Here is a 15,175-nt window from a genome sequence, read left to right as displayed (position 1 = left end):
CATGCACGATCCTTAAAATGGCGGAAGGAAAGGGTACTATCGTGAATGACATGGCAGCGAACAGATCTTACAGCCGTCTGATGCCAAAAAGATTTTCCGGGCCGCTCTGACAGCGTCCTGGCAGTTATAGAATTCTCCGATTAATATTCTGTATGGCGGCTCAGGAAGTACGCGACAGGTTTCATGATGAACTTCATGATTACCATGAGCCTGCTGCATTACGGATACATAGTATTTAGACTTCATAAAAGTCCATTGCGATTCCATTAACTTCATAAAACACCATTTATTATCATTGATTTCCGATCAAAATTAAATGATGAAAAACACCCTTTTTTACGGGAAACCGTGCTTAAATGCCGAAGATGACAGCGTCGCAAATAAAAAAGTGGCTAACTGACAACATATGCTGTCAGTTAGCCACTTAAGAAGATTCGGTTATTATTTGGACACGGGATTTTCCCAGTAGGAAGAAGCGTCTACCGGATCGAGATAGGTGCCGTCGAAACCGGCGTCGAGTATCTTTTGCGTATAGGAGTCTGCGTTACCATAGATATACGCCTTCCATTCAGGCATCCAGTAGCGAACGTAATAGTTGCCTTCCCATTCAGGGTCCAGTTCTGCCATCCAGGCCGGATGTTTGTCGTTCCATTCTGGTTTCCAGTACCAGCGGTAGTCTTCTGCCTGTCCCATGCTCATATAAGCCAGTACCAGGCGTTTGCCGCCATTCTTTTTCACTTTGAGAGAATTGATCTGCGCGGGGGTCCAGGTGATCTTTTTATCAGGCTGGAAAGCGTCAATTACCAACACATCATAGTTGGTCGCTTTCAGTTTGTTGAGATACTGGTCATCGGGAGAGATCAGGTAAAGGAAATTTTTGGCGTCTGCCAGCGTGTTGATGTTGTTGGCATTTTCATGGTTGGGCGCACCGGCCGGAATGGTTTGCAGCTGACGGCTGCCGGTGGCAAAGGAAATAAACCCGTTCGCTTCATTTTTCTGATAAGAAGCGGCTATCAGGGGTGCCTGGTCGCAATAGTCGGTGACAAGCACCGTCAGGTGATTGGCCGTAGCACGTTTACCAAATCTTACCCATTCTTTGGTAACAGCAGCAGGCGTAGTGGCATTGTCGTGATTCTCATAGCCGTAATACAGTTCTTCCCTGCCAATACCATTGAGGGCGTTAAGGTATTCAGGCACGATCGGGTCAGAAGTGTCGCCGGTGGTGGTCAACAGTTCCGTGCTGTTTTGCGCCACTACGATAAAGCCGGGTTTACGTGTCCGCGCCCAGCTGCTGATGTCCTGGATAAAGGTGCGTAATTCCTGCCCGTAGTTGATCTGTTCCGTACTGGCTTTGGGAGATGTTTTACTGACAGTTTTGTTGTCGTTGTCTGATTGTTCTTTTTTGCTGCAGGACGAAAGGCTTAAAACGCCCATCATGGCAAAGGTGAGGATACTACAAAATAAACGCATGGTGTAAGGGTTTTTAGGTTTTCCGGATATATAACGGGAAAACATAAAAAACCCTCTGTTGTATCATCATATTATTTTCAACACGACAACAATAGTGATTATTATCTGCATATAGGCGTCCGGGTTATATTCCAAAATTCCTGCGGCTTAATGATGATTTACTTCATTGTACTTTTCCAGCTCTACGATAAATTCTGTGCCCTTTCCCTCCTCACTTTCAAACCATATCCGGCCGCCGTGGGCATCCACAATCTGTTTGGAGATTGCCAGCCCGAACCCAAAAGACTCTTCGCCCATGGTACCGCGGCGTTTTACATCTTGTGAGAGGTTAAAAATGCTTCCCTTCAGGGTGTCAGGTATACCGATGCCATTATCCCGCACGGTGATGCGTACCACGCCATCCACCATCTGCATGGCCACCTCCACAATGCCGCCTACAGGACTGAACTTTACAGCATTGGTAATCAGGTTGGAAAACACGCGCCATATTTTTTCGCGGCTGGCCCAGACGGTGGCCTGGAAAAGATGAACGATGATCTGTTGCTGTTTTTCGTTTGCTTTTGTTTTTATCAGATCGACACAATAGCGCAGGGCCACGTCTACCTCCACCTGCTCTTTCCTGATATCTCCCCGTATGTTCATGTACAGCAGGTTACTGATCAGCTCCAGTGCCATGTGGCCGGACTGTTGGATAAGTTGCAACGCTTCATTATGTTCCCCGGCGGTAACGTTCCCATAATTCTGCAGAAAGTCGGCCATGGAAATCATATTGCCAACGGGGTTACGAAGGTCATGCGCCACAATTTTGAGCATGCGGGTATTATCCTGCTGGCTGTGTTCCAGCGCCCGCAGGCTTTTTTCGAGATGTTCGTTTTGCCGGGTGACAACCCTGTTAAGGCTTTCCAGTTTGGCCGCCTGTTTTTTGGAACGTTTCGAATATTGCCAGATAAGAACACCAATGATGATCACCATCAGCGTGAGGAGCAACATGACGCTCAGGTAGATATTTTTGATTTCATTCTGCTTTTTCAGCAGGTCCAGTTCCATCTCACCGGACAGATAATTAAACTGAGTATTGATATCCAGTGCCTGGAAAGGATTCTCCAGGGATGCCAGTGAATCTTTCATTTGTTGATAGCTTCTCAGGAATGCCAATGCCTTCTGATGGTCTCCGGTAGCTTCGTTAAACTCCGATTGTAATTCCCGCCACGACAGTTCTGCTGCAGTAACAGGTACAGAATCCAGGATGGCTTTCATTTTCAGCAATCCCTGCTGCGCTTCGGAGAACCTTTTTTGCGCGAGTTGTAGTTTAATCAGTTTACCCATCGTCTTCAGTGCATCCCCGAACTCCGTACCTTCCTGGAGATTGATCCGGATACTTTCATTCAACAGTTTTTCTCCTGCCACTGTGTCGCCGGTCCGCAATAACAAGCTTCCCTTGTTCCCTATGACCACCGCTTCGGCGGCCATGGTGTAAATAATCTGGTTGGGCAATTTCATGAAAGGCGCTTTGTAATGCCGTATATAGCGCATGGCGCTGTCGTAGTAATACATGGCACTGTCCTTCTGGTCCAGGTGATCAAAGCACAACCCGATATTATCCAGCTGGCCCTGTTGATAACAAAAGCGATAAAACGGCTTCGCATTACAGGCCGACAGCTCCGAAAACATTTCCCTGAAATAAGGAATGGCGAGATGATATTTCCCCTGCCGGTAATATACCATGGCCATTCTCAGGCTATATTCCCCCATGGCGCAGGTATCACTGGTGCGTTGGATAAACGTTTTGCCTTCGTAATACAACGATACGGCGTTGTCCAGCTTTCCTTCATCCCGGCAAATGTCGCCCACGTACATCAATGCACGACCGTATTCCACCGCATACCCCGGCCTGTCAGTTTTTCCGGACAACACACGTAGTATACTGTCCGCATATAACCTTGTATGAAAGCGGTCATTTTGACTAAGCCAGTAGTAATCCATTTTATACCGGTATTTCCACACCAGGTCCATTGGTCCGGGATTGGGAAAGCCTGCATAAACAGAATCCAATATGCGGAAAGCCTCTGCCTTCCGCCCGGGCCCTATGGTGTCCACCTTCTGGAAAACCGGTTCAAAAAATGTCGGATGATCATTATTATCTCGGTCCGAATGGTTGCAGGCCACTGATAAACCAAATAACAATGGGATCAACCTATAGCATATCTTTTTGTAAAACTGCCAATCACAGAACACAAGGAAAAAACGCATTCAAGAAAATTATTGTGCTAAAAAACAGTGCTCACCATTCTAATTCATCATCAACCAAGGGTAACAAATAATCTGTAAGTCTCCCGAACATTCTCTACCAAATATAATGATCAGGAAAGACATTCACAACAGACAGGAAATTATACATAAAAAGCACACTGGCAGGGCATTTCGAAATAAAAAAACCGCTTTATGCGGTTTTTCTATCATCTTCTTCCTGCTGTGCCTGCTTTAGCTTTTTCGTAGCAGTGGTTGGGTACTGCACCGGAAAGAGCCGCCCAGGCTTCGGGTGATATGGAAATCCACATATTCCACTATGATGCCGCGGCGGGCGATCTGATCACCAATATGCCGGAACACCGGATCAGTCACGTATACCTCCGGGCTAAGCGGCAGTCCGTTGGTGGCCAGGTTGGTGGTTTCTGTGTATGTCACATCGATACGGTCCCAGGAGCGCAGTTTTTCGGGGATACCATCTTTGAAGGCTGCTTCACATACTATCATCAATCCGTCTTTGATGAGGCCGAGGGCACAGTCCAGGTGCAGGATATCCGGTTGCAGCCGTACTATCTCCAGTGTATAGCCGTAGGGCTGCAGCAGTTTTTCGAGCCACCGGGCGCCCAGTGTGTTGGAGGCCAGCCCGGAGCTGCCAACGAAGATATGTTTGTCCAGCACCAGCACATCGCCACCTTCTATGAAAGGGCCGGGGCCATGTGTTGCGTCATCTGCCGCCGCTACCTCCGGGCGCGGTGCCGCCACATAGATGCAGGTTTCGGGGTACACGCGTTCCACCATAATGTCCCGCATCGGCAGCACTTCCATCCGGCGGTGCAACAAACGCATCGATCCTTCTATCACCAGGTTACCGACCGTAAAGAAAGGATCGCGGGAGAAGAAATTGGCGTAGCCGTTATCACCACCGGCTTTTTTCTCTGCTACGGTAAGACGCCGCGGGCGCAGCACTTCCACCCCATGTTTCAGGAGCACGTCTTTAAAGGCTTCCCGTTCTTGTATCCACGCCTGTTGGTTTTGCGGATAGGCGTCACCGTAGTCCATGCCTGTTTTGGAATGCAGGTCTGCGCGCGCTTCAGGCGTCAGAAATTTCAGGTCTTCTTCCCGCTGCACTTTAGGCATGCCAAATTCTGATTCAGCCAGTACAACGGTACGTAGCGGCGCAAATTCACTTTCAACAAAGATCATAGACGACAGCTTTTAAGGAGGGTAAACAATGAAGCGAACGCCGCAAAAACTATTCCGTATTAAACCTCCGGATAAGGCTTAACAGTTTACTGACAGATTCATCAAATAAAATCTATGAGTGGCAAAACAATCGAATGCCGCAGGGAACCGCACCCATCCACCACTATAATTTTTTTTAACATTCATGCAACATTTCTTATTGGTTAATCCTTATTTATTCATCTCACCTCCTGAAAAAAATTTCCCCAAAAGAAACCGTATCCATCGTGTTTGGCATTGATGATCGCTGAGACTGGCAGAAAACCCCTTACACCGAAGGTTGTCGCACGGCAACACTTCTCTCCTGTTATATTCTTTCACATTTAAAAATGTATCAACATGAGCGCATTGTTTAAAAAAATGCCGGTAGTGGAAAAGCCTGCCGGAATACCCCAAAAATTTATTCGCGCAGGTATTGCGATGACGGTCATCACCTTTATCCTGTCAATAACCAGCTGTCATAAGAATGACCCATTCCATGCCTGCGACCAATGTGACTGTCTGGGCAAAAATTATAAACAAACCAACCTGGTGGCTGACACAGCGGGTTTCGACGCAGCACGCATTGATCCGCACCTCGTGAATGCCTGGGGCATTGCAGTCGGGCCTACAGGCGCTTTCTGGATCTCTTCCAATGGCGACGGTTCCAGCGTTATTTACGACAAAAACGGCGCTACCCTGAGAGCACCGGTATTTATCCCTTCACCAATGGGTAAAGGCCCCGGCACACCTACCGGCCAGGTATTCAACAATACGACCGGCTTCAAGGGCGCACACTTTATTTTTGCCACAGAAGACGGCACCATTGCATCCTGGACATCAGGTGATACGGCTGTAATACAGGCCAACCGTTCTTCTTTCAATGCTGTTTACAAAGGCATCGCACTGGCCAGCGACAGTGGCAAAAACTACATTTACGCCACCAATTTCCACAATGGCACCATCGATGTGTTTGACTCCGCCTATCATTATGTTTCCACCAAACCGTTTGTAGATCCGGCCATCCCTGCCGGTTTTGCGCCGTTTAATATCCGGAACATAGAAGGCGTGCTTTTCGTTACCTATGCTAAACAACAACCAGATAAACATGATGACCAGGCTGGTCCTGGCAACGGATATGTGGACCTCTACAGGCCTAACGGCACCCTTATCAGAAGGTTTGCCACACAAGGCACGCTCAATTCACCATGGGGCATTACACAGGGCTGCTCCGGCATGACCGATGGCGTGATCCTCATCGGCAATTTTGGCGATGGACATATCAATGCATATAGTGACAAAGGAACTTACCTCGGACAGTTACAGAAAGGTACTGGTCCGGTTATCATAAAAGGCCTGTGGGCACTGGAAAGCAACGTGCCTTCTGCGCCGGGACAGCTGTTCTTCACCGCAGGTCCTGATGATGAGTCACATGGTTTGTTTGGTTATCTCCGGAAAAACTAACATCCACTTATATCAGCACAGCGACGAGCAACCGCAACGTCAGCAAAAAGCCGGGCGTATTATTGCGCCCGGCATACATGATTTTAAAGCGATAATTTCAGGCAGGCAATGATGACCATCGTCACCGTAGCGACAGCACATATGGTACGAATGGTGTTCAGCCGGTTCCATGGCCGTTCAAAACGGGCACGATGCGTAGCCAGCGCTGCACTGTCGTCCTGCAACGACACCTTGTCCAGCGCATTGTTCAACGGCACATTGCCGCCTCCTGTAACCCCGAACACACCAACTATGTACGCGAGGGTAGCTGCCAGCATCCACCAGCCCGCCGGCGGCATTCCCTCGCGGAACAGCAGCCAGGTGCTGAGCGGCAGCAAAAACACCGGTCCTATAAAGCCAATAAAAAATACCGGATTGAGAATAGCCCGGTTGATAGACTGCATGGCTGCCAGATAAGCGGCATCCGACAGGCGGCCCAGGCCCGGATTGACAGAGCAGGAGTAGGCGTAAAACAAGCCTCCCATCAGCGCAGCCGTAACGGCCGTTATCAGCAACAGAAAGAATAGCATAGTAACAGATCAGGTTATGCATAAAGATAGGCAACCTGCCAAAACAACAGCGGAATTTTTCCTGTGAAAGGAAAAATTCCGCTGTCTGTTATCATGAAATCGTAGCCGGGAAATTACCAGCCGGGTGTTTGTTTGTAAAGGCCGTTGGTGCGGGCAATTTCATCCGGGCTGATAGGCCATGCCATATGTTTGGCCGGATTAAAATTACGCGCAGGCCAAACTTCCTTGATGGTATAGGGAGAAGCAGGGTCCTGGCGGTTAGCATGGATACGGCCATGCAGCGGCGCATTGATCTTGTCATAGTCGCCCCATCTTTTCAGATCATGGAAACGGTCTGTCCATTCGCAGGCCAGTTCCACGCGACGTTCATGTTTCAGATCGGCCATGGTAGGATTGGCCACTGGTGTGAGGCCCACACGGGCACGTATTTCGTTGAGCGGTGCGGCGGCTTCACCATTACGGCCCAACTGTATCAGCGCTTCCGCTTTAAACAACAGTATTTCAGCATAACGCATCAGCGGCAGATTAAGCGCCGTGGTCGGATAATCGGGGTTAGAGCTGGCAAAGGTATTGCTGGCCATATCACCATTGGAACCGTAGCTGTACGGCTCCATGTATTTATTGATCTGGAAGCCGGACAGGCTGTTGGTAGAGAAATACTGTCTGGACTGACCAATATACACGAACGGATCACCGAATTTCAGGATCGTTACTTCCCTGCGCGGGTCGTTCGCTTCGTATTCATCATACAGTTCTTCTGTAGGCTGGAAGTAACCCCATCCGTTATATTTGGTCCAGCCTTTATTTTCCAGTACTACACCCGGAAATTCAGAACCACCCTGGATGCTGGAGTTAACAGACCAGATATATTCGGAAGACCAGTTATTGGCCACACGGAAAACAGCCTGGTAGTTTTCGCGGTTATTGGCTTGTCCGCTGATGAGTGCGCGGTGGCCTTCGTCACGGATTTTATCACATAAAGCCGGTATCAGTTGCCATTTGGTTTTATCGTACTGTGCCCAGTATGCGTATACTTTCACCATATAACCCCATGCGGCAGCTCTGTGCGCACGGCCTTTGTCGCCATCTTTATATGTTTCAAACAGCGGCAGCATGTCAGCAGCTTTTTGCAGGTCGCTGATGATCTGGGCATAGTTGTCTGTTACAGAGGCCAGTTGTGGCGGTATACGTTTGCCAAATTCCGGATTTTCAGGCCCGTCAAACGGAACCCCCTGGTCTTTGTGGCCATATATATAGGCTACCCAGAAATGCGCGAAAGCACGCATGAAATAAGCTTCTCCGAGGGATTGTTTACGTACGTCTTCAGATACGTTGACCGCTTTCGGGATATTTTCAATCGCCTGATTAGCCCTGTTCATCATGTTGTAAAGCATCTGCCAGCCATTGGTCAGATAACCTTCACGGCCGCTGGGGATGAAGTTTTTGATGTTTTCAGCATCCGCCTTGGAACGCCCTACGATCAGGTCATCGCTGGCGTCTTGCACCCAGAACAGGTCACGGCCCCAGGTATATTCATTTTTCATTTCCACGTACATAGCGGCGGTAGCCTTACGCAGGTCATTATCGCTCTGCCAGAAAAAAGCGGTGGAAGGCGCGCCGTTAGGCTTGGTGTCCACCCAATTTTCGGAGCACGCGCTCCAGCCGGCCAGCATCGCCATCAGTGCGGGTATATAGATATATTTCTTTTTCATGATTGTCAGTTTGATCAGAATTTAACATTAAGGCCCAGGGAATAGGTACGGGAAACCGGGAACTGTCCGCCATCCAGACCGATACCGCCCACTTCAGGGTCCATACCGGTATATTTGGTGAAGGTCAGCAGGTTATCACCGCTGAAGTATACACGCAGACCGTTGTTCCAGCGCATTTTGTTGAACGTGTAACCGATCAGCAGGTTTTTCAGGCGCAGGTAGTTACCGTTTTCGAGGTACCAGTCAGATGCTGTCTGGAAGTTTTTGTTCGTATCATCCGCAGAGATACGAGGGATGTTAGAACCGGTATTTGAGGGGGACCATGCGTCCAGGATTTTATCCCAGCGGTTGTACCCTTGTTCAGCACCGTTCAGGGTGGACTGCTTGAAGGCGTTGAACAGTTTCACGCCGCCCACGCCCTGAAGGAACAGGCTCAGGTCGAAGTTTTTCCAGGTGAAGTTGGCTGTAAAACCATAGGTCAGTTTCGGGAAAGCAGCGCCCATGTATACGCGGTCAGCATCATCGATTTTACCGTCGCCGTTCTGGTCAATGAATTTCAGGTCGCCGGCTTTGGCGTTAGGTTGGATCTTCTGTCCGTTTTTCTGATAGGCGTTTGCTTCGGCGTCTGACTGGAAAATGCCGGCGGACTGTATCAGCCAGTAGGAGTAATAAGGCTGTCCTACTTTTGAACGGTAAGGGTTCAGCACTGTTCTCCAGTTATCACCATGTATCCATACAGAATTGGGGTTCTCATCAATTTCCACGACACGGTTTTTGAGCGTGGCCATATTAGCGCTCAGGTTATAGCCTACCTGACCGATTTTGTCGTGCCAGCCAACTGCTACTTCAATACCTTTGTTACCGATTTTTCCCTGGTTGATCAGCGGCGCGTTCAAGCCAAAAGAAACAGGCCAGTACGTATCCTGCTGTTTGATCAGGTCGTAGGTCAGTTTGTCGAAATAATCTGCGGTGATGGTCAGACGTTGTTTCAACAATGCGATGTCGATACCGATATCTGTTTGCTGAGATGTTTCCCAGGTGAGTTCGGGATTAAACCGTGTATCATTAAACAAAGCGCTGGACAGCGGTGCGCCGTTACCGATCTGATAAGTGAAGTCGTTGGTCAGCAGCGGATAGGCATAGTTGATCCGCACGGACTGGATGTTACCAATGCGGCCCCAGCTGGCCCTGATTTTCAGCAGGTCAACAGCCGGTACCTGGAAGAAAGGCTCTGAACTGATTTTCCATGCGGCAGTAACACCGGGGAAGCCCAGGCCGCGGTAACCCACAGGGAGCCTGCCGGCAAAATCATGACGGTAGCTACCGGTCAGGAAATAACGATCTGCCCAGCTATAGGAAATTCTTCCTACGTAAGAAAGATTCCTGTCTTTCCATTCACGGTCTGTTGGACGGTCCTGGTCAAATACAGAAGCCAGCGCCATAAAGCGGGCCCAGTCAGCTTCGTTTTCAAAGCCTCTGGCAGCGATCGCGAAGTTGCGGTTGCCGGCTTCCTGTGCCGTCATGGACACCATAGCGCCGATATTATGTCTTTTCAGGATCTTATTATAGTTGAGGGTATTTTCCCACAGCCAGTTATAGTCCCTGTCAGTGGAGTAAGACAATTTGTTTTGTGCATTGGCTTTACCGGGTTCCAGTCTTCTGGGCTCAAAGTTCTTCCAAAGAGCATCTGTCTGACGGTAAGAGAAGCGGGACAAGTAAGAGAGGCCGGGGATAATATCGGACACTGTCAGTTCAGTCACCGACTGAAGATCGCTCTTTTTGTTGTAAGGCTGGTTACGCAGCAGTGTAGCTACGGGGTTCACCACGTCGCCATGGATGCCCAGGTATTTGGAATCCACCGGGCCTACGCCGCCAAAGGAGCCATCCGCATAGTAAGGAGTGGCGGAACGGGGCATATAAATGGCGGAGAGGATCACGCCGGTATAGCCGCTGGAGGTTTCTGCATCGCGGTTGTCATTGTTGTTCCAGAAGATGTCCTGCCGCAGTTTTACTTTCTTCGACAGCTCGTAGTTCACGTTGAAGCGAAGGGAGATATTTTTGTTGTAGGTGTTCAGCAGGGTGCCTTCTTCATTTTCATAGCGTGCCTGGAACAGGGTAGAGAATTTATCTGAACCGGCATTGAAGCTCACGTTGTGGCGTTGCATCAGGCCGGTGCGGAATATCTCTTTCATCCAGTTGGTGCGGGTCACCTGTGCATAAGGATTGAGAGAAGCGTCCCATCCCGGTAATGGCGGTTTGCCGGCATTGGCATAGGCCAGGTTAGATACTTTCGCTTCGTCTTCCGCGCTCAGGGACTGGAGGGTGCGCCATGCCTGTTTAGCGCCTACAAAACCGGTGTACTGTACCTGTGGCACCCCTTTGGAAGCCTGGCGGGTGGTAATGAGGATAACTCCCGATGCACCTGCAAAAGCTCCGTAGATAGCGGCAGATGCCGCATCTTTCAATACGGTGATAGACTCCACGTCGGCAGGGTTATAGGGTGCATTCGGCACACCGTCCACCACATATAATACGCTTTCTTTTCCACGGGAACCCATACCACGGATCACGACGTTATTGGCATTGCTGGTGTGGCCGCCATTGCTCACAACTGTGATACCGGGCACTTTACCCTGGATCATATTGGCCACGTCCATTACGGGGCGTTCCTTGATCTGTTTCATGTCAGGCACGGTGGCAACAGCAGCGGAGAGGTCACTTTTTTTAGCGGTGCCATAACCGATTACCACCACTTCATCCAACGCTGTGTTCCCGTTTTTCATGACGAGGTTGAGCGTATTGCCGGCGCCAGGTGTGAGCTCGGTGGTCTGATAACCTACATAGCTGAAGCTGATGATGGGATTTTCTGTATCGATTGTGAGTTCATATCGTCCGTCGCCGTCAGTGATGGCCCTGTTTTTAGTGCCTTTCACCCATACGGTCACGCCGGGGATAGGTTCGTTGTTTTCAGTCGTTACACGGCCGGAGATGCGGCGGGCTACAACCTGCTTGCCGCTCTGCGGAGCATCCTGCTGATGTTGTGTTTTACGCAGCAGGATAGCCTTGTCATTTACGCTGTATTCAATGCCGGACTGATTTTGAAGCAGGTGCAGCGCTTCATTCAGGGTGATGTTGTTGGCTTTGAAGTCGCGGATCAGGATGTTGTCAAAATCCTGCTTGACATAGTTAAAAGTGAAGCTGCTTTGGTTGCTTAATGCTTTTAGCACCTGCGACAAAGAAGCGTTGGACATGTCCAGTTTCACTTTTTCGTTCAGACTGTTTTGCCGGCCGAAACCGATGGTGGCAGGGAGCAGGCAGCAGCCCAGCAACAGGAAGCGTTTCATCCCTGACATGGCAGGCCCGCCGCTGCGGACCTGATGGTCCGAGACTGTAGATTTCCTTTTCATAATAAAAATTGTTTTTCGGAGTGTTGTAGCTTTTTTAAAAAATCGTCACCTCTCTACCGGAAATTTTATACTGTTTACGACTGATATAACAAATGTTGTCCAGCATTCCCGTGAAACTGTCTGTTTTGAACATCACGGTAATATTCTTTTCGATATCCTGTTTGTTTTTCCAGCTGACGGAATAGCCGTAGCGGTCACAAAGCCTTTCCACTGCGTCTTTAAGCGAAATATCCGCAGCAGTGAAAACACCTTCTTTCCAGGCGGCCACTTTAGCGGCATCGGCTTCGCCGACCTGTAAAAGCGTATCGCCGGCATGACAGGCAGCGGCGTAACCGGGCTGCAATATCAAAGCCCTGGCATTTTGCGGATGCGCTTTTACCTGTACTTTTCCCTGCAGCAGCGACACACGCGTGCTCTTTTCGCCGGCATAGGCTTCCACATTAAATTGTGTGCCCAGTACTTTGATGGCCATATCACGGGTATGTACCACAAAAGGCCGCTTTTCGCTGCCATGGATGTCGAAGAAACCTTCACCAATCAGCGTTACACCACGTTCCAGCCGGTTAAAATCTTTTTTCCAGGCGATGGTGGCATGGGCGTTTAGCCATACCCGTGAGCTGTCCGGCAGTGTGACCTGTTTAATGCCGGCTGTTTCGTTGGTGACCGTTATCATGCCCGCCAGTACCGGAGACGGATGTTGTTTAACTGTTTGCTGGCGCCATAACCAGCCCGCGCCTGTTAACAATACGATACTGGCCGCAGCGGCCCATCTCCCCCAGGTTCCCCAGGGCTGAAGCCCTGGGCTACGTTGTGTTTCTGGTCCGGTAGCTGTAGGTTTTTGTCCGGAAGCATGGTCTGGTAAGGTGCTGCTATAGCCGGCCAGATGTTGTTGATGCCCGGTATCCGCGGATTTGAAGCCAGTGACATCATCCGTAGGCAACGCACCACGGAAGTTGGCCAGGAACTGTTGCCGCCGGAGGTCTGCTTCCAGTCCTTCCAGGTCGACAGGCGTTCCCGCTCCCAGACCGTTATACCATTTGTCCAGGACCGCCAGCTCTTCAGGGGTGCATTTCCCTGCATGAAATTTTTCTAACAGGGCCTGGGCCCCGGGATAATTTTGCGGTGTCATCTACTAAAGAATACCCGATGCGAAAGAAATGTTAACTACGCCAACGTTAAGAAATTGTAAACAACATCCAGGCGGATACCAGGCTGACTGCCAGCGAAGGATTGGCTTTAATATGTGTCTTTACCTGCTTCAGGGCACGGCAGTACAACACACGGGCGGACGCCGCATCTATGTCGAGCATGCCGGCGATCTGCTGGTAAGAATAATGATGGCGCACCCGTAAGTTCATCAGCTGCTGCTGGCTGGGCGACAAGGTATCTAAAGCCTCATTGAGAATGGCTTCCTGCAAGCCGTACAGTTCTTCCTGGGCAAAAGTGCCCGGCGTTTCCAGCGAATCATTCAATAATGTTTCCAGCTGTTTAAGATGTGCCTGATAACGGCCCGCTGTACGGAAATATTTAAATATACGGAGCTTAAGGGCATGCAAAAGGTAATACTCAAGACCTTCATCTTTAGGAACAGTTTCCCACTTCTCCCAAAGGGAAATAAAAACATCCTGCACGATATCAAACGCGTCGTGTGCATTGGTTTTGGCCACAGCAATGGCCAGCAGCTTGTTCCAGTAAACACCCACAGATCGCTCAAAATCCGCCACAGCGCCGACTTTACAGGAATTGATTGGTTTATGCACGGTCATAAAAGGAAATATAACAGTCTCAACAAAAGTAATTGTTCAATATTACGTGGATATTAATTTTCTCAACAGGACAGGCTTTCCCTGTATATATGTTACAACACCTGCTGCGTGGTCGGCTCGTTGTTATACCAATATAATCCTGTTTTTTGAAAAAAGAAATACCCTGTTTGGCCGGCTGAACATATTATCGTAAACTACAAGCATGGAATATGATGTAATTATCATTGGTGGTGGTCAAAGTGCATTGGCTGTAGCTTATTATCTCCGGCGTAGCTCCCTGCATTACCTCCTGCTCGACAGTGAAGCGCGTCCCGGAGGTTCCTGGCAGCATGGATGGCATTCCCTTTCTCTTTTTTCACCGGCGTTATGGAGCTCATTGCCCGGTGTGCTGATGCCTGGCGGCCAGCAATACTACCCTTCCCGCGATGAAACGGTCCATTATTTACAGGAATATGAAACCCGTTACCAGATTCCCGTACAAAGACCGGTGAAGGTACTACAGGTAGAAAAGCAGGCAGACCGCTACCGTCTGGATACCACGGCCGGCACCTACTATGCCCGCGCGGTAGTCAGCGCCACCGGCAGTTTCGTGAACCCGTACATTCCGGACATTCCCGGGAAAGAACGTTTCCGTGGCTCCCTGCTTCACTCCTCTTCTTACCAGTCACCGGAAATATTCAGTAACCAGCGTGTAGCCGTGGTCGGAGAAGGCAACTCCGGCGCGCAGATACTGGCAGACCTGGCACCCACGGCCGATACCCTCTGGATCACCAAACAACCGCCCACCTTCCTGCCGGACGACATAGACGGTAAATACCTCTTCGACGCCGCCACCATGCAATATGAGGCCATGCAACAGGGCAAAGACTTCCAACGGCCCTCTCTCGGCCAGATCGTCATGGTCCCCCCGGTAAAAGCAGCAAGGGACAAAGGTGTTTATCAACATTATCTGCCTGCCTTCGATTATTTTTATGAAGATGGTATTGCCTGGCAGAACGGACGAAAAGAAACCGTCGATGCTGTTATCTTCTGTACCGGCTTCCGGCCCGCACTGGCACATCTGCTCCCGCTGGGCATTATACAACCCAACGGCAAAATCAACACCCGTGGCACTGCCGCCGCAGATATGCCGGGACTATGGCTGGTAGGCTACGGTCAATGGACCGGCTTCGCTTCCGCCACCCTGATCGGCGTAGGCAGAACAGCCCGGAAAACAGCAGAGGAAATCAACACTTACCTACAAGGAAATTAAGGGAGCTATCCTCCTGATATAACACAGCCCGGGTAACAGCTGTCCCCTCCGGCGCTGCTAACGCCTC

Annotated in this window: 10 protein-coding genes; 2 read left to right on the top strand and 8 right to left on the bottom strand. The window is 49.8% G+C overall.

The window, feature by feature from the left end:
- Positions 1–441 precede the first annotated feature (441 nt).
- From ACTJJS_RS00465 to ACTJJS_RS00455, 3 genes are all read right to left on the bottom strand, one after another.
- On the bottom strand, positions 442–1,470 hold the full coding sequence (locus ACTJJS_RS00465) for an endo alpha-1,4 polygalactosaminidase (RefSeq protein WP_440661985.1): 1,029 nt from the start codon (positions 1,468–1,470) through the stop codon (positions 442–444).
- 147 nt (positions 1,471–1,617) lie between these two features.
- A complete protein-coding gene (locus tag ACTJJS_RS00460) occupies positions 1,618–3,567 on the bottom strand; it encodes an ATP-binding protein (protein WP_440661983.1) in 1,950 nt (649 codons plus the stop codon).
- A gap of 384 nt (positions 3,568–3,951) precedes the next feature.
- Positions 3,952–4,920, bottom strand: coding sequence for a dimethylarginine dimethylaminohydrolase family protein (locus ACTJJS_RS00455; RefSeq protein ID WP_440661982.1), 969 nt, complete (start codon positions 4,918–4,920; stop codon positions 3,952–3,954).
- A gap of 378 nt (positions 4,921–5,298) precedes the next feature.
- Between ACTJJS_RS00455 and ACTJJS_RS00450 the strand changes: the two genes are divergently transcribed.
- Positions 5,299–6,402 (top strand): TIGR03118 family protein, encoded by a 1,104-nt coding sequence (locus ACTJJS_RS00450; protein WP_440661981.1) that lies wholly within the window; start codon positions 5,299–5,301, stop codon positions 6,400–6,402.
- A gap of 83 nt (positions 6,403–6,485) precedes the next feature.
- Here ACTJJS_RS00450 and ACTJJS_RS00445 read toward each other — a convergent pair whose 3' ends face one another.
- The 5 genes from ACTJJS_RS00445 to ACTJJS_RS00425 form a co-directional block, all read right to left on the bottom strand.
- Positions 6,486–6,971 carry an anthrone oxygenase family protein gene (locus ACTJJS_RS00445; RefSeq protein ID WP_440661979.1) on the bottom strand — a complete coding sequence of 162 codons (486 nt, stop codon included), beginning with the start codon at positions 6,969–6,971 and terminating at the stop codon, positions 6,486–6,488.
- 113 nt (positions 6,972–7,084) lie between these two features.
- Positions 7,085–8,683, bottom strand: coding sequence for a RagB/SusD family nutrient uptake outer membrane protein (locus ACTJJS_RS00440; RefSeq protein ID WP_168869824.1), 1,599 nt, complete (start codon positions 8,681–8,683; stop codon positions 7,085–7,087).
- 14 nt (positions 8,684–8,697) lie between these two features.
- On the bottom strand, positions 8,698–12,090 hold the full coding sequence (locus ACTJJS_RS00435) for a SusC/RagA family TonB-linked outer membrane protein (protein ID WP_440661978.1): 3,393 nt from the start codon (positions 12,088–12,090) through the stop codon (positions 8,698–8,700).
- Between the two features lie 34 nt (positions 12,091–12,124).
- Entirely contained in the window at positions 12,125–13,219 is a 1,095-nt protein-coding gene (locus ACTJJS_RS00430; protein ID WP_440661977.1) for a FecR family protein, read from the bottom strand.
- 46 nt (positions 13,220–13,265) lie between these two features.
- Positions 13,266–13,856 (bottom strand): RNA polymerase sigma factor, encoded by a 591-nt coding sequence (locus ACTJJS_RS00425; protein ID WP_168869826.1) that lies wholly within the window; start codon positions 13,854–13,856, stop codon positions 13,266–13,268.
- Between the two features lie 202 nt (positions 13,857–14,058).
- Here ACTJJS_RS00425 and ACTJJS_RS00420 point away from each other — a divergent pair, with 202 nt between their 5' ends.
- Complete coding sequence (locus ACTJJS_RS00420) at positions 14,059–15,108, top strand: ArsO family NAD(P)H-dependent flavin-containing monooxygenase (protein WP_440661976.1); 1,050 nt, start codon at positions 14,059–14,061, stop codon at positions 15,106–15,108.
- Positions 15,109–15,175: the final 67 nt, after the last annotated feature.

This window comes from Chitinophaga sp. 22308 (genome assembly GCF_052045305.1).
GTDB lineage: Bacteria > Bacteroidota > Bacteroidia > Chitinophagales > Chitinophagaceae > Chitinophaga > Chitinophaga varians_A.
Note: the sequence above shows the minus strand (reverse complement) of the source record. Positions and strands in the feature narration are given on the sequence as shown.